General features: G+C 40.5%; 20 protein-coding genes. 13 read left to right on the plus strand and 7 right to left on the minus strand.

Annotated elements, in window-relative coordinates; genetic code table 11:
* Nucleotides 1-54 precede the first annotated feature (54 nt).
* The 5 genes from HW279_RS01805 (at nucleotide 55) to HW279_RS01825 (ending at nucleotide 4,776) form a co-directional block, all read left to right on the plus strand.
* Nucleotides 55-1,275: an ABC transporter permease gene (locus HW279_RS01805; protein WP_178957737.1), complete on the plus strand. Its 1,221-nt coding sequence runs from the start codon at nucleotides 55-57 to the stop codon at nucleotides 1,273-1,275.
* A 37-nt stretch (nucleotides 1,276-1,312) separates the two neighbouring features.
* Nucleotides 1,313-1,540, plus strand: coding sequence for a hypothetical protein (locus tag HW279_RS01810; RefSeq protein WP_009410383.1), 228 nt, complete (start codon nucleotides 1,313-1,315; stop codon nucleotides 1,538-1,540).
* Complete coding sequence (locus tag HW279_RS01815; RefSeq protein WP_178957738.1) at nucleotides 1,537-2,532, plus strand: sensor histidine kinase; 996 nt, start codon at nucleotides 1,537-1,539, stop codon at nucleotides 2,530-2,532. Before HW279_RS01810 ends, HW279_RS01815 begins: the two co-directional genes overlap by 4 nt.
* A gap of 611 nt (nucleotides 2,533-3,143) precedes the next feature.
* The gene (locus HW279_RS01820; RefSeq protein ID WP_178957739.1) at nucleotides 3,144-4,139 is read left to right on the plus strand and encodes an NAD(P)H-dependent glycerol-3-phosphate dehydrogenase; all 996 of its coding nucleotides are present in this window, start codon (nucleotides 3,144-3,146) and stop codon (nucleotides 4,137-4,139) included.
* A 52-nt stretch (nucleotides 4,140-4,191) separates the two neighbouring features.
* Entirely contained in the window at nucleotides 4,192-4,776 is a 585-nt protein-coding gene (locus HW279_RS01825; protein WP_009419228.1) for a riboflavin synthase, read from the plus strand.
* On the opposite strand, the gene HW279_RS01830 is transcribed toward HW279_RS01825, so the two are convergent.
* Nucleotides 4,763-5,503: a lysophospholipid acyltransferase family protein gene (locus HW279_RS01830; protein ID WP_178957740.1), complete on the minus strand. Its 741-nt coding sequence runs from the start codon at nucleotides 5,501-5,503 to the stop codon at nucleotides 4,763-4,765. The two genes, HW279_RS01825 and HW279_RS01830, sit on opposite strands and share 14 nt — an antisense overlap.
* Before the next feature lie 290 nt (nucleotides 5,504-5,793).
* Nucleotides 5,794-6,237, minus strand: a complete 444-nt coding sequence (locus HW279_RS01835) for a hypothetical protein (protein ID WP_178957741.1) — start codon at nucleotides 6,235-6,237, stop codon at nucleotides 5,794-5,796.
* Between the two features lie 724 nt (nucleotides 6,238-6,961).
* Here HW279_RS01835 and HW279_RS01840 point away from each other — a divergent pair.
* From HW279_RS01840 to rpoN, 6 genes are all read left to right on the plus strand, one after another.
* Nucleotides 6,962-7,426, plus strand: a complete 465-nt coding sequence (locus tag HW279_RS01840; protein ID WP_009417788.1) for a DinB family protein — start codon at nucleotides 6,962-6,964, stop codon at nucleotides 7,424-7,426.
* Complete coding sequence (thiL, locus tag HW279_RS01845) at nucleotides 7,423-8,475, plus strand: thiamine-phosphate kinase (protein WP_178957742.1); 1,053 nt, start codon at nucleotides 7,423-7,425, stop codon at nucleotides 8,473-8,475. Before HW279_RS01840 ends, thiL begins: the two co-directional genes overlap by 4 nt.
* A 20-nt stretch (nucleotides 8,476-8,495) precedes the next feature.
* Complete coding sequence (locus HW279_RS01850) at nucleotides 8,496-9,905, plus strand: alkaline phosphatase (protein ID WP_015781717.1); 1,410 nt, start codon at nucleotides 8,496-8,498, stop codon at nucleotides 9,903-9,905.
* A 31-nt stretch (nucleotides 9,906-9,936) separates the two neighbouring features.
* On the plus strand, nucleotides 9,937-10,920 hold the full coding sequence (locus tag HW279_RS01855) for a cation diffusion facilitator family transporter (protein ID WP_178957743.1): 984 nt from the start codon (nucleotides 9,937-9,939) through the stop codon (nucleotides 10,918-10,920).
* Nucleotides 10,921-11,059: 139 nt separating this feature from the next.
* A complete protein-coding gene (locus HW279_RS01860) occupies nucleotides 11,060-12,199 on the plus strand; it encodes a glycosyltransferase family 4 protein (protein ID WP_178957744.1) in 1,140 nt (379 codons plus the stop codon).
* Between the two features lie 32 nt (nucleotides 12,200-12,231).
* Nucleotides 12,232-13,698, plus strand: coding sequence for an RNA polymerase factor sigma-54 (gene rpoN / locus HW279_RS01865; RefSeq protein ID WP_178957745.1), 1,467 nt, complete (start codon nucleotides 12,232-12,234; stop codon nucleotides 13,696-13,698).
* 404 nt (nucleotides 13,699-14,102) lie between these two features.
* On the opposite strand, the gene HW279_RS01870 is transcribed toward rpoN, so the two are convergent.
* Genes HW279_RS01870 through HW279_RS01890 form a run of 5 tightly spaced genes read right to left on the minus strand, consistent with a single transcriptional unit; the run spans nucleotide 14,103 to nucleotide 19,675 of the window.
* A complete protein-coding gene (locus tag HW279_RS01870; RefSeq protein ID WP_178957746.1) occupies nucleotides 14,103-16,247 on the minus strand; it encodes a S46 family peptidase in 2,145 nt (714 codons plus the stop codon).
* A 41-nt stretch (nucleotides 16,248-16,288) separates the two neighbouring features.
* On the minus strand, nucleotides 16,289-16,975 hold the full coding sequence (locus HW279_RS01875; RefSeq protein ID WP_178957747.1) for a TIGR00730 family Rossman fold protein: 687 nt from the start codon (nucleotides 16,973-16,975) through the stop codon (nucleotides 16,289-16,291).
* A gap of 25 nt (nucleotides 16,976-17,000) precedes the next feature.
* Nucleotides 17,001-17,720, minus strand: a complete 720-nt coding sequence (locus HW279_RS01880) for a hypothetical protein (protein ID WP_178957748.1) — start codon at nucleotides 17,718-17,720, stop codon at nucleotides 17,001-17,003.
* A gap of 45 nt (nucleotides 17,721-17,765) precedes the next feature.
* Nucleotides 17,766-18,932, minus strand: coding sequence for a VWA domain-containing protein (locus HW279_RS01885; RefSeq protein ID WP_178957749.1), 1,167 nt, complete (start codon nucleotides 18,930-18,932; stop codon nucleotides 17,766-17,768).
* Entirely contained in the window at nucleotides 18,932-19,675 is a 744-nt protein-coding gene (locus tag HW279_RS01890) for an outer membrane beta-barrel protein (protein WP_178957750.1), read from the minus strand. Before HW279_RS01890 ends, HW279_RS01885 begins: the two co-directional genes overlap by 1 nt.
* Before the next feature lie 940 nt (nucleotides 19,676-20,615).
* Between HW279_RS01890 and HW279_RS01895 the strand changes: the two genes are divergently transcribed.
* A complete protein-coding gene (locus HW279_RS01895) occupies nucleotides 20,616-21,590 on the plus strand; it encodes an alpha/beta fold hydrolase (protein ID WP_178957751.1) in 975 nt (324 codons plus the stop codon).
* Complete coding sequence (locus HW279_RS01900; RefSeq protein ID WP_178957752.1) at nucleotides 21,590-22,363, plus strand: hypothetical protein; 774 nt, start codon at nucleotides 21,590-21,592, stop codon at nucleotides 22,361-22,363. Before HW279_RS01895 ends, HW279_RS01900 begins: the two co-directional genes overlap by 1 nt.
* Nucleotide 22,364 lies beyond the last annotated feature (1 nt).

Consider the following 22,364-nt stretch of genomic DNA (forward strand, 5'->3'; position numbering starts at 1 on the left):
GAAGGTGGACTTTTCTGACTAATCTGACACCTAAAACCTAACACCTAAAAGCAAATGAATATACAAAACCTTTTTAAAATAGCGTGGCGTGCCCTCTTGCTCAACAAAACAAGGGCGATGCTTACAATGCTGGGCATCATCATTGGGGTGGGCTCAGTGATAACGATGCTTGCCATTGGCGAGGGTTCTAAAAAGAGTATCAAGGAGAATATCTCTAAAATGGGTACCAATATGCTCAATATCCGCCCTGGTGCGGGTATGATGGGCGGGGTGCGTATGAGTATGAGCGATATGCAATCGCTGAAAATGACGGATTACGAAGCCCTCAAAAGAGAAGGTACCCTACTGAAATATGTATCGCCGGTAGTAAGTGGCAATGGACAAAGTATAGCAGGGGGCAACAACTGGCCTACCTCTATCTACGGAGTGAATACTGAATACTTGCCCATACGGGAGTGGAGTGTAGCAGAGGGGAGTATGTTTGGTGAAGATGAAATTACTAACTTTGCCAAAGTAGCCGTGATAGGACAAACGGTAGCTAAGAACCTCTTTCCTAACGGCGAAAACCCTATTGGGCAAACCATACGCTTTAAGAATATTTCTTTTAAAGTAATTGGCGTACTTACCAAAAAAGGTGAGAGCAACTTTGGTCAAGACCAAGACGATGTGATTATCGCCCCTTATACTACGGTACAAAAGCGTATTTTGGCACAAACTTTCTTGCAAAGTATTGTGGCTTCGGTGCTCAATGAAAGTCAGTCGGAGAATGCAGTAAACCAAGTCAAGAAGATTTTGGAGGGCACGCATAACCTTTCGGCTACACAAGAAAATGATTTCAACGTGTTTTCACAACAGGAGCTCATCAGTACGTTTAGCTCTACCAGCGAGATGCTTACCGTGTTATTGGTAGCTATTGCCAGCATTTCGCTCATCGTAGGGGGAATAGGCATTATGAATATTATGTACGTATCAGTAAAAGAGCGCACTAAGGAGATAGGCTTGCGTATGGCTATTGGAGCTAAGGGCAAGGATATTTTGGCGCAATTCCTTATCGAGTCGGTGCTTATTAGCATCACAGGGGGTGTATTAGGCGTAATTATTGGCTTATTAGCTACCGTAGGCGTATCGCTGTTCATAGGCTGGCCAGTGAGTATCACCTTGTATTCTATTGTAATATCCTTCTTAGTATGTACCATTACAGGGGTATTCTTCGGTTGGTATCCTGCCCGCAAAGCAGCCGAGTTAGAACCTATTAGCGCTCTCAGATACGAATAGTGCGAGAGAAACAGGCAATTAAAAATAATAAAAACAGATGAATATAACTTTACCTCCTTATGCTACAACAGAAGACCTGCAAAAATGTATGGTTATTGTTAGAGAAATATTAGATAGCAAAGCCATTACTATTAATGATGAGCAGTGCCAAGCTATAGCTTTAGAAGTTATGGGTATCTCTTATGCCAAAGGAGGAGACTATTCTTCTGAAATCATCAAGAGTTTTACAGAAAGTTATTTAAAAACATCAAAGTATAAAGAATGAAATTTTTAACACACATAGCCTCTTGGGCAGTGGTTTGTATTTTGCCTGCCCTTATTTTTATCTCCGAAAGCAATCACCGATTTGAGGAGGCACTTTATCGTTCGCTTATATCATTGCCTTTTTTGATGTTTTTGTTCTACATCAGTTTCTATTGGCTTATTGATAAACTGTGGTTTAAAAAACGATATATACTTTTTATATTAGTAGCAGTGGCACTCATTTTATGTATTTCGTACAGCAAATATGAGCTTTTTTCGTACTTTAATCCCCGCAAAGATGGACGCAGAATACCTCCTTTCCACGCTTTTGTCTATTTTGATTTCTTATCGAACCTCTTACCAGTAGTCTTTGCAATGGCAATACGCTATGCACAACGCAACTTTTCTTTGGAAATCGCTCAGAAAGAAGCCCAAGCACACAAGTTACAAGCCGACCTTACCCAACTGAAATACCAACTTCAACCACATTTCTTTTTCAACGCACTCAACAATATCTATTCGCTTATAGAGTTTGATCCTCAAAAGGCACAACAGAGCGTGCATAGCCTTAGCAAGCTGATGCGTCACTTTATGCAAAACAGTGACCAAAAGCAGATTAGCCTTGCAGAGGAAGTGGATTTCTTGCAACAGTACATCAGCTTAATGCAGTTGCGCCTGACTGATAAAACTACTGTACGGGTAGATTTCCCGAAGCAACTACCCCCACTCACCATAGCGCCTTTGCTGTTTATCAGCTTGGTGGAAAACGCTTTTAAGCACGGTGTATCGGCGACTGAGGCAACAGAATTGTCGTTTAGCTTGAGAGTGGAAGAGAATAAGGTAATATTTAGAAGTGAGAACACTATAATTCCTAAACAAGAAAGTTTGTATAACTCAGGTATTGGCATTGAAAACTTAAAGAAACGCCTAACACTTCTTTATCCTAAAAAACATCAATACAACATCGAAGAAAAAAACGGAGAATACATTGCTCAATTGACAATTGACAATTGAGAATTGACAAATGTGAGTTTTTTAGACCAAAGGCAAGAAATTTTCTTAAAAAAGAAGTACTTTCGATGTGAGGAGAGTGTAGCTTACGCTACAGAAATCTTACAAATCAAACAAATAGGTAGCAAGCTACCTGAAAGTCTCGAACTGACCTATACTTCATAATTTTGCGCAGTTGCTCTGCGAGACGTATGACGGACTTTTAACAAACCTTAAACGGAACTACAGTGGTTTTATAGTGGGTCTACAGTGGCTCTACAGTGGCTCTACAGTGGCTCTACAATAAAGGTTAATCGAATTATAATCGAACATTAATTGAACTTATGGTGCTACTATCTCCTTACATCACTCGTTCTAGTGTTTAAACTTGTTGTACTTAAAATAAGTAACAACTTAAATCAAAGGCTCGAAATTTTCTTTAAAAAAAGAAATACACCTGGCGGTACAGAAAAGTGAATCTTTTGCTTAATTATTTAATCGATTTTTACATAATTTCTATAGCATAAGCTATATTTCCTCTTTTGGTATGTTTGCTCTGTGGTTTTAGTAGGCACTTTTTGGTAATACAGCATTATTTTCGTACCTTTGCCCCAAAATAATAATAGCTAAGAATTGTGGAAACCAAAATATCAGTTATCGGAGGAGGGAGTTGGGCAACGGCTCTGATTAAGATTTTTACCGCCAATATCGACCAAGTGTGTTGGTATATGCGCAATGAACAGGCTATTGAGCACATCAAAGCGACTAAACACAACCCTAACTACCTCAGCGATGTACACTTGAACATCAGTAAGCTACGCCTCACTAACGACATCAACGAGGCGGTAGCTTTTAGCGATTATGTCGTCTTTTCTATCCCTTCAGCTTTCTTGAACGAAGAATTAGAAAAACTCACCGAACCGCTATCTAATAAAAATATATTTTCTGCTATCAAAGGTATCGAACCTAAGAGCGGACTTATAGTAGGTGAGTATTTCAACAAAATACATCACGTACCTTATGCACAGATAGGCGTTATAGCAGGTCCTTGCCACGCCGAAGAGGTAGCCCTCGAACGTCTGTCGTACCTCACTATTGCCTGTCTCGACGAAGAAAAAGCGCGCTTTATGGCTGAAGCTATGAAACGCCATTATGTGAAGACCAAAATATCCGACGATGTGGTAGGTATTGAATACGCTGCTATGCTGAAGAACATTTATGCCCTTGCTGCGGGTATTGCCCACGGATTGGGCTATGGCGATAACTTCCAAAGTGTGTTGATGAGCAACGCTATTCGCGAGATGCGACGCTATATCAAGCATATTTACAAAATCAAACGAAATATTAACAACTCCGCTTATTTAGGTGATTTACTCGTAACCGCCTACTCGCTTTTCAGTCGCAACCGTATGTTCGGCACGATGATAGGTAAAGGCTATACAGTAAAGAGTACAATGGCTGAAATGAATATGGTAGCCGAAGGCTATTACGCCACCAAAAGCGCTTACCTCATTAATAAAAATCAAGAAAAACCGAGTCGCACCCCTATACTCGATGCTGTCTACAAAGTGTTATATGAAGGCAAAAGAGCCAATGTAGCGTTTGCAGAATTGACAGGGGAACTGGATTAGAAAATTAGAAAATGAGGAAATAAGAGAATGAGAAAATTTGCTAATTAACTTTATGTTCACAGGAATTATAGAAGAAATAGGTAAAATCGTGCAGATAGAACGCGAAGAGGCAAATCTGCATTTATACGTAAAAAGTTCGTTTACAAATGAACTAAAAATAGACCAAAGTGTTGCCCATAATGGGGTATGCCTTACGGTAGTGGCTATCGATGGCGATGTATACCGAGTAACCGCTATTGCAGAAACTCTTGCCAAAACCCACTTGGGCAGTTTGCAAGTAGGTGATGCGGTAAACTTAGAGCGCGGTATGCTTCTCAACACACGCTTAGACGGACATATCGTGCAAGGTCACATCGACCAAACGGGTACTTGTAGTGCTATCCAAGAAGAAGCCGGTAGCACCCGTTTTACTTTTGAGTACGACCCTTCTACGGGTAATGTAGTAATTGAAAAAGGCTCTATTACTGTGAATGGTGTAAGTCTAACGGTAATAGATGCGACTTCCCATAGTTTTAGTGTAGCAGTAATCCCCTATACTTTAGCACATACCAATCTGCAATACTTACAAATAGGTAGTGTTGTAAATTTAGAATTCGATGTGATTGGTAAATATGTCGCCCGACTTATGCAACGGTAAGGCGTTGTAAAATAAGAGAACGTACTTCTTCACGTAAAGCGTCTTTATCGTCAAGGGTTTTGCCTTGGGTAGGAATAGAGTGCAATATATCTACTTGCATTGTGCCCATACTGCCGGCAAAGAAGCGGAAGGGGAAGCGTTTTTTAGTATCGTAGAATACCATTGGCACTATGGGGATTTGGCACTGTATAGCAATGCGAAAAGCCCCGTCTTTAAAACTATCGAGTACTATACTCTCATCATCGGGGACACCTCCTTCGGGGAAAATACAAATACTCAGCCCTGCCTTTATTCTCTCCATCGCTTGGGCATAAACCTCCTTCCTACTCTGCGGACTCTTTCTATCTACCATTATGGCAACACGTTTGTAGAAATAACCAAACAATAGCGTCTTGCTCAGTTCCTTCTTCCCTACAAATACAAACGGATTTTTACTACAGTAGAACATCAGCATTATGTCCATCATACTGTAATGATTGGCGACTAGCATATAGCTATGGCGGTTGTTAGGCACGGTATATTCCCTGTGTATTTTCGGTAAAAAGCCCATTCCATACAATATAGGCGTTGCCCATAAGTTTCGGGCTACCCAATAAAATGAGCGATACCATTCTGCCCGTGCTGTAAGAATAAACAACAAGGGCAACCACAGGAGAATAAGAATGAGTACAAGCAAGTAAAACCAGCTCTTCCACAAGAGCCAAAAGGTGTATTTCAGGAGTTTCATTTAATGTAATCTTACTATTATCCGGCAGGAGCAAATATATTACTGATTTCTAAATATATAAACCTCAACATCACCGCTTAACGCTCTCTTTTGCCGTGTAAAAGTATCGTTAAAACAGTAATAAAGTTTTGTTAAAATCGATTTTTTCTTTGGTAATTCAAAAATTTGCCGTACCTTTGTCAGCGCAATGAGGGTGGTAGCTCATTGTAAAACTTCAAATAATAGTTTTCATAATTTAAAGTTTTGGTTGGTTAATGGAAAAGTCCGATATTATTATCGGACTTTTTTTCTTATACAAACCACCATAGCTTCCAAGGAATCATCGAGAGCAAGCACACCACTGCAATGCCGTAAAACAAGGCTATTTTTCCATACATCTTGCGCACTTCTGTCTGTTTTTTAAGTTTTACCCAGCCCACAGTAATCAGCGTTACTGCAATGATATTCATTATAGGGTGCTCCACTAATAATTGGCGCAATAAGCTGTCTTTCATCACCACTTTAGCCCCCTCACTCCACATCTGCAAACGAGGGGTAGTTACATAGACTAATAAGCCCAATAATAATTGTATATGAGAGAATACCAAAGCAAACAAACTCAAGCGGAGGTCTTTTATTCCAAAGTATTTTCTTTTGCCAAAAAATCCCATAAGCGCATTGATAACTGCTATGATAAGCACTGCCAATACTAAATAAGCACATAGTGAATGTGTCTGTTTAATCAGTTGATACATAATATTCTTTATAAATTTGCGGGCAAAAATACAAATCTTTTTGAAATTCTTTTCTTTCTTCGAAGTATTTTTTGTACCTTTGCCTTTGGATGATAGTTATGAATTATTGACGAATGAGGAAATGAGGAAATTAGAAAATGAGAGAATTGGAAAATTTGACTAATAAAACAATAATTAATTATGACAACCTTTTTTAGGAGGTGACAATCAGTTTATTCAACTTTGCCAAAGTTTGAAACTTTGGCAAAGTGTATACCCCTAAAAGTGACATATTTGAGCTATCGGAAGGAAACGGAAGATTTCAGAAGAGGGTTGGGAGAGATTTTGGCGAAAAAGAGGTGTAAGGAGGGTATGGTTAGCTTATAGAGAGCTTATAGGAAGCTTATACGAATCTTGGACGATTGGTATAGAAGGGGCACATAAGTAATTGACTTATAACACGATATAACAGTGCTAAAAATGTTAAAAACAGGGTTTCGGGGCGAAAGAAAGAGAAAAGGCAATAGGCCTTAGGCCATAGGCACTAGGAGGGAATATGACGGAAAATCAAAAGAAACCTACTCTATAATTCACTTAGTTGGCAATTGCTGATAACCCTCGAAAGGAGGAATTGGCGATAATCATTATAGATGAGTTATATAATTTACAGTGAAACAATACATTAATTCTCCTACTCTCAATTGACACTAATGATAATAACTAACGACAAAAAACTAACAACTATATGACAGAACAAGTATTTGCCTTACACGTGGCAACCCGCAACAATCTTTTAACTTATTTGGAGAATGTAAGTCCTGAACAGTTAGCGCAAATCCCCACAGGATTTCATAATAACATCTGGTGGAACATCGCTCACTGCGTGGCACAACAACAAATACTCTGCTACAAGCTATCAGGACTCAATTTTGTTGTACCTGAAACTTTTGTAGATACTTATAAAAAAGGTACTTATCCCGATGGACACATTCCTACCGCTGAGGAAATTCAAGAATTGCGCAGTCTGCTCATCAGTACCCAAAAACAACTGCAAGCCGACTACGAGCGTGGGGTATTCACTAATTTTACTCCTTACACTACTAGCTATGGCTATGCGCTTACCTGCATTGAAGATGCGATACATTTCAACAATACTCACGAGGGAATGCACCTTGGGGTGGTAATTGCTTTAAACTATTTTGCTAAATGATAGAAGATAAAACGCCTCACCGTACCTCATTAGCCGATTTGGGTGAATTTGGACTCATCGACCGCCTAACGAAGGGATTTGAAATTCACAATCCTTCCACTCTTAAAGGCGTAGGCGACGATGCGGCGGTAATGGATTTTAAAAATAAAAAAACTGTCGTCTCTACCGACCTGCTTATTGAAGGTGTACATTTCGACCTTAGCTATGTACCGCTGAAGCATTTAGGATACAAGTCGGTAGTAGTGAACGTATCGGATATCTATGCGATGAACGCTACGGCTACCCAGATAACCGTATCGATAGCGGTATCCAATCGCTTTCCGTTGGAAGCCTTAGAAGAACTCTATGCGGGTATTCGCTTAGCCTGCGAGCATTATAAGGTAGACTTAGTAGGAGGCGACACAACCTCGTCTACACGCGGACTTATCATCTCGGTAACGGCGATAGGTGAAGCTAATGGAAAGGACTTAGTATATCGCAACGGAGCGCAACCTAACGACCTTGTGGTACTGACGGGCGATATAGGGGGTGCCTATATGGGTTTGCAGATATTGGAACGCGAAAAAGCTGTTTTTCAGGTAAACCCAAACTCTCAACCCGATATAGAGATGTATTCTTACATTTTGGAACGCCAGCTCAAACCCGAAGCCCGCAAGGACATTCCGCCACTGCTCAAACAATTAGGTGTAAAACCTACTGCTATGATGGATGTAAGCGACGGATTGTCGTCAGAGATATTGCACATTTGCAAACAATCGGGGGTAGGTTGTAGGTTATATGAAGACAAAATACCGCTTGACCCACAAGTGATTAGCACTTGTGAGGAGTTCAATTTAGATAGCACTACCATAGCCCTAAGTGGCGGTGAAGACTACGAACTGCTGTTTACTATTGCCCAAGCAGATTACGATAAGATAAAAGGCAATCCTAATTTCACGGTCATAGGTTACATTACCGATAAAAGCGAAGGGGTAAACCTCGTCACCCGTGCAGGACAGTTTATACCGATTATAGCAAAAGGGTGGAACGCTTTAACAATTAACAATTGATAATTAACAATTAACAAGATATGAAAAGAAGAGCATTTTTTAAACGTGGGGCTTTAGCAGCTTTAGGAGGCTTAGTATTGCCTTCCTTTGATTTACAAGCGCAAACCCTTGGGGAAGCCCATAAAAACAAACGCACTAAAAACATCATCTTTATGGTGAGTGATGGTATGAGTTTCGGCACTTTGGTAATGGCTGACCTGTATCTAAAACGCAAATTCGGTCGCCCTTCCAGCTGGATAGGATTGTACGAAAGTAACCTCGCACAGCGCGCCGTAATGGATATGGCATCAGCAAGTTCAGTAGTCACCGACTCCTCAGCAGCGAGTTCGTCTTGGGGCGGTGGCGTACGTGTAAAGAACGGTAGCCTAAATATCAGTCCAGATGGCAAAGAGAATATGCCTATCTTGCAAAAGTTCAAAAAAGCAGGCAAGAAAGTGGGTTGTATCACTACCGTAATGGTAAACCACGCCACTCCGGCAGGCTTCTGTACGTGGAGTAAAAGTCGTAATGCTATGGACGAGATAGCCCTCAACTACACCGAATTAGGCTTCGATGTGATGTTGGGTGGCGGTAGCAAATACTTCGACCCTGCCCATCGCAAGGACAAGAAAGACCTCTTTGCTGTTCTCAAAAAGAAAGGTTATACGGTAGCTCGCACTCGCGGTGAAATGCTGAAAGCACCTACTAATAAACCTCTCTATGGGCTCTTTGCTGAAGATGCACTCCCCTACTCTATCGACCGTGCTCAAAGCAGTGAAGAACAAGCTAAATCGCCTACTCTTGCGGAGATGACCGCTAAGGCTATCGACCAACTTAAAAGTCACCCTAATGGCTTTGTAATACAAGTAGAAGGCGGCAAAGTAGACTGGGCGGCACACGGCAATGATATAGGGGCTTTGTTGTACGACCAAGTAGCTTTTGACGAGGCTATAAAAGTAGCCCTCGATTTTGCAAAAGCTGATGGCAACACTCTTGTAGTGCTTACTTCTGACCACGGCAATGCCAACCCTGGACTCATCTATGGCAAAGAGTGTAACAACAATTTTGACAGATTACAAAACTTCACCCATTCTAACGACTGGATATTGCAACAAATCAACTCTAACGACTCGGTAGCCAAAGTGCGTGAGCACGTTGCTCAATACTGCGGTGGAATGAACATCAGTGAGGAACAAGCTAAAGAACTCTTAAGCTATTATGCTAAAACCGAAAGAAAAGAAGACGGCTTGTACAACTACAAACACCTGCCTTACCGATTGTTTGCCGAAATACAAAAAGCACATACTTCGGTAGGCTGGATAAGTATGGATCACTCATCGGATTACACCGAATTGGCAATGTATGGGCCAGGTAGCGAGCGACTTAAACCTTTTATGCGCAATACCGATATGCACAATTTCTTGTTGGAGGCAGCGGAGGTTAGAGTTTAGAAGTTAGGAAGTAGAAATCAGAAATTAGAGGGTGAAAAGTTTTCAGTTTCAGAAGCTCGTTACTTTTATAGGAATATTGCTCTTCATCGTGAAGTTGATAGCGTGGTACATTACCAATTCTAACGCTATCTTTTCGGACACGATGGAGAGCATTGTGAATATTATTGCCACCTTTATGGGGCTCTATTCGCTATACCTCTGCAACAAACCTCGCGATACCGACCACCCTTATGGGCACGGCAAGGTAGAGTTTGTTACCGCTGGCATTGAGGGAATGCTCATCGCCATCGCTGGGGTACTTATTCTCATCGAAGCCTTTTCATCACTCATAAAGGGAATACATCTTGATAAATTAGGCTGGGGGATTGCCCTTTTCGGGTCTACCGCCATAGTGAATTACGCTATGGGGTATATTTCTTATAAAAAGGGAAAGAAAGAAAACTCGTTAGTACTGATGAGTGCGGGTAAACATCTGCAATCGGATACTTTTGCGACTTCGGCTATTGTATTGAGTTTACTATTGGTGCATTTCACCGGTTGGTTATGGCTCGACCCTCTAATCGCTATTGGTTTTGGTAGTTATATCATAGTAATAGGCTGGAAGATAGTGCGCAAAGCCCTCAGCGGTATTATGGACGAGCGCGATGAAGCCCTCTTTTTCGAAATAGTAAAAATACTGCAAGCTAACCGTAAAATCGAGTGGATAGACATTCACAATATGCGCATTCAGCAGTTTGGGGCACACCTGCACATTGATGCACATATCACTCTGCCTTACTACTATTCGCTAAAAGAAGCCCACCAAGAGATGGAAAAGGTGATTCATCTGTTAGCAGAAAAAGTAGATAGAACGATAGAATTCAACTTTCACTTAGACTATTGCAAGCCTTTTTCTTGCGAAATATGCGCTATCGACTGTCCCTTTAGAGAAAAACCTTTTGTGCGGACTATACAGTGGGACGTGAAAAACATCGCTGGAGTAGCGAAGCATAGATATGAACCACTAAAACAATAATGCAAATTAGATACTATAAACATTGGTTCTTTGAGGTTTAATTTTGATGTACTTGACCTATTGTAAATAACTAACAGTATTCTTCTTGTTCGTTTAAAGTATATTTATTAATTTTGCACCAAAATATTGCCTTTATAATATGATAACTACTTTCTTTTCAGAAAATTTAGGGTTTACTACCATATGCGTTTTTCTACTCTCTTTGGGAGTAGCATATTTTTCTTTGCCAAGTATTATATACGTGTCAAAGTACAAAAACCTAATGGATAAACCTAATGCACGTAGTTCACATAAAGAAAAAACACCTACCTTAGGGGGTATTTCTTTCTTCGTAAGTTTAGTTTTTACTCTCTTTTTACTCCGTTTTTTCGATAATGACAATGTAGGTATTAACATCTTATCTGGTGTAGGTGTACTCTTTTTCGTTGGCTTAAAAGATGACCTCGTAGGTGTAAATCCTAGTACTAAAATTATAGGTCAAATTATAGCTACCCTAATGCTTTTTTTAGGAACTGGGCTTAAAATCACTACTCTCGATAATTTTTTAGGCATTACTGATATTCCATATTGGCTCTCTATATTTATGAGCTGTGGTATGATGATGATGATTGTAAACTCTTACAATCTTATCGATGGTATTAACGGCTCAGCTGCAATGGTAGGTATTGTGATTTTTGGCATTTTTGCCTACGTTTTCTACGATGCTCAACTGTACTACTACTTCCTATTATCAATTCTATGTATAGGTTTTTTATTAGCCTTTTTACGCTATAATCTATCGGTAAGGAAACGCGTTTTTATGGGAGATACAGGCTCTATGATTGCAGGCTTTCTCATCGCAGTTCTCGCTATTAAATTCTTTGCTCTAAACACTGAAGCCTTAGAAAGTGCTATTATACACCCCACAAATAAAATATGGGTTCTTCTTGCAATTATTTTCATTCCTTTTTTTGATACTACCCGCGTGTTCACCACTCGCCTATTGCGTCACGGACAACCTTTTAAAGCCGACCGCAGTCATATCCACCACGTGATGATTGACTATATGAAACTGTCACACTCACAAGCAAGTGTACTATTAGCACTCATCAATTTAATCGTTTGTGTAGTGATTTTATATCTCAATACTTTTCTATCTTCCCTTTATTTAGGAATTGTTTTAGGTGTTATTTTTATAGGATTGGCAGGACTTCTCTTTTACGTTAACAGAAGCTATCACACCCGTAAGAAAAAACAAAAAATAAGACATATTGTCAAGGGGATTATAAAAAAGAAATAATTTTCGTACCTTTGCGCCCTATCTCATAAGAAATGCTCAAACAGAATTTACAACTTAAACTCTCACAGAAACTCTCACCTCAGCAAATACAGCTGATGAAACTCGTGCAACTCCCCACTCTTGCCTTTGAACAACGGGTGAAACAAGAGATGGAAGAAAACCCCGCCTTAGAATCAGGACGCGAAGAAGATGCCATCGATGAGTTTCACGATGAGTTCGACAACTCTGCCGATGAATATAATGACAACGATGTAATTGATATGGACGATATCAACATCGATGAATACCTCAGCGATGACGAAATACCCGACTATCGCTTACACACCAATAACTATAGCGACGACGATGAGGATCGCGATATTCCTTTCAGCGCAGAGGTATCGTTTCACCAATCTCTTATCAACCAATTAAACACCTTTACCCTCTCCGATGAAGATTACCTCATCGCTGAGTTCCTCGTGGGTAGCATAGACGATACAGGCTATATACGTCGCTCTATTCAAGACCTTACCGACGACTTAGCTTTCACTCAAAATATCTATACCGAAGAAGATCACGTAGAGCAAATACGCCAACAGATTATTTTCCAATTAGACCCTGCAGGAGTAGGTGCATCGGACTTGCAAGAGTGCTTACTTATACAACTGCGCCGCAAAAAACAAACACCTGCTATAAGCTTGGCAATCGAAATGCTTACCGAAGCCTTTGAGGCGTTTACTAAAAAGCATTATGCCAAACTGCAACAGCGCTTTTTGGTAACTGAAGAACAACTAAAAGAAGCAGTGCAAGAGGTGGAACGTCTGAATCCCAAACCTGGAAGTTCCTACGTGGGCAACAATGTGCATATAGAACAAATTATCCCTGATTTTACTGTAAAAGTGGTAGATAACGAGTTGGAACTCTCCCTCAACGGACGCAATGCCCCTGAACTACACGTTTCTAAGGAATATAGTACTATGCTCGATACTTATAAGAAGAGTAAGGAAAAGAGCAATTCACAAAAAGAAGCAGTGTTCTTTATCAAACAGAAGTTGGATTCTGCTAAGTGGTTTATAGATGCTATTCGTCAGCGACAACAAACACTCCTCATCACGATGGATGCTATTATGGAGCACCAACGCGAATACTTCCTCACAGGTGATGAACTGAAAATAAAACCGCTTATTCTCAAAGATATTGCCGACAAGGTAGGTATGGATATCTCTACCGTTTCGCGAGTAGCGAGCAGTAAATACGTAACTACGCCTTACGGTACCAAGCTCATTAAAGATTTTTTTTCAGAATCTATGAAGAACGACCAAGGAGAAGATGTTTCTACCCGTGAAATCAAGCAGATATTACAACATATCATCGCTAAGGAAGACAAGAGTAAACCCCTCCCCGATGATGAATTGGCACAGCTCCTCAAAGAGAAAGGTTACCCCATTGCACGCCGCACTATCGCGAAATACCGCGAACAAATGGATATACCTGTAGCACGCCTCAGAAAAGAACTATAGTCTAATGACGAATGACGAGAGACGAGTTACGAGTTACGAATGACGGTGCGAGCCACACGGGCAAAAGTGCGAGCCGCACGGGCAAATATAAAACTCCAGTATAGTGAAAGACTGTACTGGAGTTTTTTTTGCCGTAACACAACAAGCCGTTTTACAAATTAAAAACTTCTTTTAATTCATTATACACCTGTTTGATAATCGAGTTGGTTGCTCAAAGATGTGGAATATACATAGCTACAATTTCTTTATTTCCTACTTTGTAATAATGAAAGCTCTTGCCTTTATTAATGAGTGCATTTTCTTTAAATTGGTATTCTCCTGTATTTTTAGGGTAATTTTTCAATCTCCTTTTTCAGTAAACTCCGAAAGACTTTGGCAGAGTTTTTCAACTCATCATTAACCCATTATTTCACTATCTTCATCTCATTTAGCAAATATCCTGCTCCGGCGTATTTATCGATGATAAACAGCACATAGCGAATATCTACCATAATATTGCGACATATTTTAGGGTCGTAGTGGATATCGCTCATTGTGCCTTCCCACACGCGGTCGAAATTGAGACCGATAAGGTTACCTTGTGCGTCTATCGCAGGACTGCCCGAGTTGCCTCCCGTGGTATGATTGGTTGCTATAAAACACACAGGCATCTTGCCGTTTTTGCCGTAAATACCATAGTCTTTTTTCTCATAGAGCTCGCGCAGTTTGGCGGGCACATTAAATTCGTAGTCGTTAGGCACGTATTTCTCCATTACACCGTCTAAATAAGTCATATAATCATAGGTTATAGCATCCGAAGGTGAGTAACCCGCTACCTTGCCATAAGTAACGCGCAAAGTGCTATTGGCATCAGGGAAAATGCGGTCTTGAGGTTTCGAGAACTCCAAGATAGCTTTCATATAAGTACGTTGTAAGGCGCTAATCTCGCTGTCCAACTGTCGGTAAGTAGGCACTACAGCTCCGTAGAAATGAGCGACAATTTGCTGTACAAATTGTACGCCTATGTCATTTTTGAGGCGCCTTTCAAAAGCTTCATCGGATAGGTTGAGTACTTTTTCCATTTCGGTTTTAGAAGCCAAAAACGACTCTTTATAGAGTTTGTCAGCCAGTGTGTGTATCTCAAACTGCTGTAAGTTAGGCGAGAGTAGGGTTTTAGGCATCGCCTGAGCATAATACACTACTGTTTTTTCAAATACGGCTTTATCTACATTCACATCGTAGTTTTTAAATACCGTTTCAAAGTTGTTTAAAAGGTTCTTCTTGCGGTCGTTGAACGATTGTGTTCCTTTCTCGTGCAGCGCATTTTGCAATTGAAGGATTTTATAGCCATTTGCCAGCAAGTCGATATTGCGCTGTACCAACTCCGAAAAGAGGTCTACTGCCAAAGCATAGTCTTGTATTTGAGCGTATTTTTCAGTAAACTGAGGTAAAATATAACCATATTCAGCTGTTTTACCTGCTTTTTCTATCTCTTTTTGAAATTTCTGTTCTTGAGCGCGTTTGATAGCTACCGCATCCGATTTTTTCAACCCTTGTGTTTCACCTATCCACTTTTTCCAATAGTTGGCAACGCTGGCGTATTTAGAGGCGTATTTTATTTTTATTTCGTTGCTGTTGCGCATAAAGCCATCTTGCACTTTGAGCACCACATCGCGAATGCCTATCTTAGCAGGATTCAGTACATTCACAATTTGTTCCACTGCTACGGCAGGTAAATATTCTTCAGTACGACCTGGATAACCGAAGACCATTGTAAAATCGCCTGCTTTCACGCCTTTTAACGAGATAGGAAAGAAGTGTTTGGGGCGATAGGGCACGTTGTCTTTGGAATAGGTTGCGGGGCGGTTGTTTTTACCGGCGTATACACGGAAAAGCGAGAAGTCCCCCGTATGGCGAGGCCATACCCAATTATCGGTATCCGAACCGAATTTGCCTATAGCCGAAGGCGGTGCACCTACTAAACGCACATCTTTAAAAGTTTCTACTACAAAAAGAATATACTGATTGCCCTCGTAGAAAGCACGAACCCGATTCTCTTGCCACGCTTCTTTAGGCGAGTTTTTCACCAAAGAGGCAATATTGCGTTCTATCTGAGAGGCGCGAACGCTCTCACTACTTAGGTTTTGAGTATCGGCGAGTACTTTTGGGGTAACATCTTCAATACGTACAATAAAAGTAACTTCTAAATTCTTGTTAGGCAACTCTTCCGATAGATTTTTAGCCCAAAAACCATCGGTAAGGTAATCGTTTTGCACTGAGGAATGCGCTTGTATCTGTCCGTAACCACAATGGTGATTAGTGAGCAGTAGCCCTTTATCCGAAATCATTTCGGCAGTACAGCCTCCATTGAAATGAGGCACGGCGTCTTTCAAGCTCGACTTATTGACGCTATAAATATCGCTCACCGACATTTTCATACCTAAGGACTTCATTTCTCTGGCGTTCATACCCTCCAAAAGCGAAGGAATCCACATACCGCCTTGCTGTGCCGTTAAGGTAACAGGTAACAAGTAAAAGCTAAAAAGTAATAAAGAGAAAAACTTCTTCATAGTCACTGTTTAAATTAAAGTGCAAATATAGGGAATATTTTCTAAAAATTTGGTTTTAACTGTTGTTTGTTGTTGTAGAAATCTTCAATGACTTTAATCACTTCGTCTTCAGTATCTACTAAGTGAAACAAATCCAAATCCTCAGCACTAATATTATTAAATTTCTCTAATAATATCTTCTTTATCCAGTCTACAAGTCCGCTCCAATAATCTGTACCGACTAAAATAATAGGAATTTTGTCTATTTTATAAGTTTGCACGAGAGTGAGGGTCTCAAAGAGTTCGTCGAGGGTACCAAAGCCCCCAGGCATTGCTACAAATGCCTTAGAATACTTTACAAACATCACCTTACGCGCAAAGAAGTAGTTAAATTTAATATTCTTGTCGTGGTCGATATAAGAGTTATTCGTCTGTTCAAAAGGTAAATCAATATTCAGTCCTGCCGATACACCTTTATTCAGGTGTGCACCTTTGTTGCCCGCCTCCATAATACCAGGCCCACCGCCGGTTATAATACCGAAGCCTTCATCTACTATCTTTTGGGCAATACGCACAGTGAGTTCGTAATAAGGTGTTTCAGGCTTAATACGTGCCGAACCAAAAATACATACACAAGGCCCTATGGAGCTCATCTGCTCATAGCCGTGTACAAATTCTCCCATTATTTTAAAAATTGACCAAGAGTCGTGTGTTTTAGTTTCGTTCCAAACTTTAGAATGTTTTTTCATTGAGTTAAATATTAAAAGTTAAGAGTTAAGGAATATAGTTTTTCCAACCATATTCGTAATATTTTTCAGTAGGCATAAACTCAGCAGCTCCACCGTCTAAATCGCCTGCGCAAGGAATACGGTGTAACCCCCAATTACAAGGCTTGCTTTTGCCCGTTTTATAGCTCGTCCAAGTGCCGAGAAAGCTGTTGTTAAAATAAGCGTCGGAATCGTCATCTATATAGTCATACAAAAATCGGTTTTTGTTATCTACATACCATTTAACGAATAGCTTTCCTTTAAAAACACCCGTAGCACTCTGTTTAAGGTCTTCTTTCAGTTCATAGGTAGCAATAACGATGCCTTCTTCTCTCACTTTCCCCTTGTACTCATCATCTACTCCATAGGAAGGTAGCGCAAAAGCGTATAGTGTATCAACAGTGATGTTCCCTTCAAAAGTACGCTTGTTCTTATCTACCATAGTACTGCCTTTCATTGTATAAGTGCGCTTTCCTTGTTTTTGAACTGTAAAGTCAATCCTCAATCGCTTTTTGTCTGCCCCTATAAAACCGAGATAAGGTGTCTTTTGCATTAGCAAAGGCGAAATATCTTTCTCATTGATATTTATTTTAGCTTTTATCAATGGAGATTTTCTGCCTTGTTCAGTGCTAAAAGGGGTCATTGCGTCTATAATGCCCTTCTGCGTACAAGTATTTTGCGTATAAGAGAAAATAGTGATAATATATAATAAAGAGAATAGTTTCATTATTTAGGTAACTGTTTTTCAACTTTGCCAAATTGGCTAATTGTCTCAAATTTCCTTGTCTGTGCGACTTGCACTCTCAAATTTCTTCAGGTCATTCCCTTTGAGGGCGTTCTCTACGAGTTCGGGCAGGCGGTCAGGTGTACAGGCAAAGCAGGCGATGCCGAGTTTGCTGATTTCTTTACCGAGTTTCTCATCGTAATCAGGGCGACCGCTGTCAGAAAGGGCTAAGAGCACCAATACCTTTACGCCATCTTGGTGCATCTCGTTCAGGCGACGCAAGAGTCCAGCGCGTACACCTCCTTCATAGAGGTCAGAAATGAGAATAAACATCGTTTTGCGCGGATTCTCAATAAGTGTTTGGCAATACGCCACCGATTTATTAATGTCAGTCCCTCCTCCTAACTGTACCCCAAAAAGCATATCCACAGGATCTTCACGACAGACTTCCGTAAGGTCGGTTACTTCTGTATCAAACACTACCACGTGTGTATCAAGGGCTGGCATACTCGCAAAGATAGACCCCATTACTGACGAATATATAATCGAATCACACATCGAACCACTCTGGTCGATGTCTAAAATCACTGTCCAGTTCTTTTGGCGCTGGGTGCGTTCAAAAAAATAAAACTTTTCAGGAATAAGTCGCTTGGTAGCGGTATCGTAGTTCTTGAGGTTCCGCTGAATTGTGCGCTTCCAGTCGGTCGACGAGAAGTTGGCAATAGGCGTATGCGCTTTTTTGTTGAGCGCACCGGTAACAGCACGGCGTAGGTCTTGCTCCATACGCTTCATAATCTCATCAACTACCTCTTTCACCAGTTCGCGTGCGGTGTTTTTAGATTTGGCAGGTATTTGCCCTTTGAGTGCCATCAAAGTGCCCACCATAGAGATATCGGGCTTTACGTTTTTAAGGGTTTCAGGTTCAAATAGTAGTTTGGTGAGTCCTTTGCGCTCAATGGCATCGCTTTGAATCACACTTACCACATCGGGAGGAAAGAACGAACGCACATCGGTGAGCCACTTAGCTAAGTTGGGTGACGAACTACCTAAGCCTGCCGAGCGTTTACCTCCATTATTACCGTTGCCTTCGGTATCGTCGTAGAGGGCAGCCAGCGTGGCGTCCATCAGCGATTGTTGCTCATTGAGCGATACCTCACCCAAAGCATTCAAATCCTGACCCAAGATGAGTCGCCAACGTGTAATTAGGTCGTCCATTATAAAATATAAAAAAGTAATCCTAATTGTAACACATTCGATTTGAGACTCGTACCATCAGTAGTTTTAGCATCTTTCAGCAAGGGAGTAACATTGTACTGCACATAGAAGTTCAAGGCGTTATACCCAAAGGCAATAAAAGGCTTTACCTGAAACGTATAAGCTATATCGGAGTTCTGAAAAGCTATAGAAACACCATCGGCAGTATACAGACTTCTACCGCTGAAAATATAGGCAAAACGCGCTCCTGTATACACACGCCAAAACTTATGACTGTAAGGAGTAGAGGTGCGAAAGCGAAACTCTACGGGTATTTCTACCGAATGCGTCTCGAAGAAATTACGAGTGATGTTCCGGTCGCTGAAACGTTCTACTATTTCATAGCTCACGCCCGAAACCGTTTTGTTAGCCACCATATTGTTGTACACCAAATCGTAAGCATAGCCTATGCCCACCCCAAAGCCTATATTACGCGCTTTGTTCATAGGTAGGTCGCGAATGAAACCTACGTGAATCCCCCTTGAAAGGTTGTGTTGCACCACGTTATTTGCTTTACCAGCCAAATAGTCATAAGTAAGACCGAAGTAAAATTGGTCTTCGAGGTAGTGCAGGTCTGCCTCCGTATCGGTAGCAGTAGCCGTTTGTGGGGTGCTTATCATTCCATCATCGTTATTCTCTTGAGCAAAAGTAAAGAGCGAAAAGTGAAGAGCGAAAAGCAACAGTATCCTATTTAGTTTGTTCATCTTTTTTGTTGCATATTTTGGGCAAAGGTAAGAATAATTAGCAAATTAACAAATTTGCTAATTTCCAAATTTTCTAATTCTCTAATTTCCCAACCCGCCCATTCTCTTTCCGTCCCTACACTCCTCTTTTGAAGGGGCTAGGGAGATGTTTGTCACCTTTTCCAGCTTGTCCCCCTTCGGAGGTTCGAGGCTTACCGAATAAATAACTCTCCCCAGTTCCCCCCTTTAAAGGTAGCCATCGACAGCTGGGTATCTGTAAAGGGAAATGTTTCATTATTTTTTTCCGTCACCACATTCCCCTCTCCTTGGGAGAAGTCTCCGAATAGGAGAGTATGTGAACGGGGTGAGGATTCCTTTTCTTTCGCCTCGAAACCCCGTTTTTGCCACTTTTTATATCGCTGTATGATATTATGAATCAACTATTTATATACCCTTCCTATACCAATCGTCCAAGATTCGTATAAGCTTCCTATAAGCTCTCTATAAGCTAACCCCACCCATCTTACACCCCTTTTTCACCAAAATTTCTCCCTCTCTTCTTTCGAGCCTTTCCGTTTTCTTCCGAATCCTCCACATCCTCCCAACACATCGCTTTTTCATCTCAAACTTTGCCAAAGTTAAATAAACTAACAATCCCTCCTCTAGCGCGAAATTGTAGTTCCACCTCATTCTCTCATTCTCTCATTTCCTCATTTCCTCATTTCCTCATTCTCTCATTTCCTCATTTCCTAATTCTCTTGCCTTTCTGAATGATTGTAATAAATGTAATAAAAACTATTTGTCTATTTAGAAAATTATTTTTACTTTTGCGCCTTTCAAAATCAATATAAAAATAATAGCGTTTTAACACAGAATTATTTTCCGATTAGAGTATCTGAAAAAGAAAATAATTCTAAATATATCTAAATGCTTTTCATATAAACTATTTCGCAACGCCTTTATGTCCGATATTCTACATTACCCTCTTACTGATTTCGTTACCTCTTGTGGGGTGCGTATTCCCGCTCTTAGGGTGTATTATCAAGTGTTTGGAAAAGCCTTAGGCACAGCTCCGGTGGTAGTGGTGAATCACGCTTTTACAGGCAATTCACAAGTTACGGGTGAAAACGGCTGGTGGAAAGAAGCCATCGGTGAAGGGAAATTGATAGATACCCTCAAATACACGGTAGTAGCTTTTAATATCCCTGGCAATGGTTTTGGAGCACGCGAAGAAGATATGATTCCTAACTATGAGCATTGGGCGGGTATAGATATAGCGCGCATTTTCAACCAAGGGCTCACCGAGCATTTAAGACTTAAAGAAGTATTTGCCCTTGTAGGGTGCTCGTTAGGTGGCGGTATTGCTTGGGAAATGGCTACCCTCGCTCCTACCCTTTTCAAAGAATTGGTAATCGTAGCTGCCGATTGGAAAGCAACCGACTGGATTATAGGCAACTGCCTCTTGCAAGAGCAGATACTCAAAAACTCTACACACCCCTTGCACGATGCACGTCTCCACGCGATGTTGTGTTACCGCACTCCTCAATCGTTAAAATTGAAGTTTGAGCGCACCACCAACATTCCGTTGCAGTTGTACAATGTAGAAACGTGGCTTTTGCACCACGGAGAGAAGCTACACAAACGCTTTTCACTCTCCGCCTACAAACTAATGAACCAATTGGTAAAAACGATAGATATTTCAAAAGAACACGGTAGTTTTGCCGAAGCAGTAGCGCCTATCACCGCACACATTACCATCGTAAGCACCGATTCTGATTTGTATTTCGTTCCTCAAGAGAACCGCGATACCGTAACCGAACTCCGTGAAATGGGTAAACCAGTAGATTATTACGAAATCCACTCCGTACACGGTCACGATGCTTTCCTGATAGAACACAAACAGTTAGAACAGTATTTAAAGAAAGTGTTTAATTAATGATTGATGATAAATTATTGATGGATAATGAGCTCAAAATTATAGCTAAAAGCAACGGAGCTCAAAATGCAAATATAAAACTCCTCTTATTATTGCTATTTTTTATAAGTGCATATGCGTTTACTTTTGCGCAGAGAAAAATAGAAGGTAAGTATTATATAAAGGAGAAAGAAATGCACATAGAGTGTTGTGCTACTGATACCTACACGTTTTATAGCAATGGCATTTTTGATTATGCTGAGGAAAGTGAGTTAGGAATTGTTCATTATGGCAAAGGTCATTACACCCTCACGAAGGATTCTTTAGTGTTAAATTACGATTTAACAGAGGTAAAATACCCTGGATATTATATCGCTAAACCTTATACTAATTATAAAGATTACATCACTTTAAACTTAACAGTATACGATTTAGAAAAGAAGCCTTTACCGAATGTAGATGTTTCTCTGTTTAAAGAAGGAGCGCCTACAGGAGGTGATACTGACGAAAATGGGAAATTGATTATAAAAGTACCTAAGACGAATGAAAAGTGTGATTTATTACTCACCTATAATCACGAATCTATGTATAAAGTGGAATCTATAGACCTTAATTTATGCTATGATTTAGAATTTTACCTCACTAAAACTCCAATGAGCTTTTTTGATATAGGAAATGCTATTAAAGATGAGGTAAGTCGTTTTAAAATTGTAAAACTTAGAGGAGATGAGTTTGTGGTGCGTAATGATAAAAAAGGAGAAGTTACTTTCAAAAAGGTAGAAGATAAAAAGTAAA

Origin of the sequence: Capnocytophaga sp. oral taxon 903, from assembly GCF_013394785.1 — a bacterium.
Classification (GTDB): Bacteria; Bacteroidota; Bacteroidia; order Flavobacteriales; family Flavobacteriaceae; genus Capnocytophaga; species Capnocytophaga ochracea.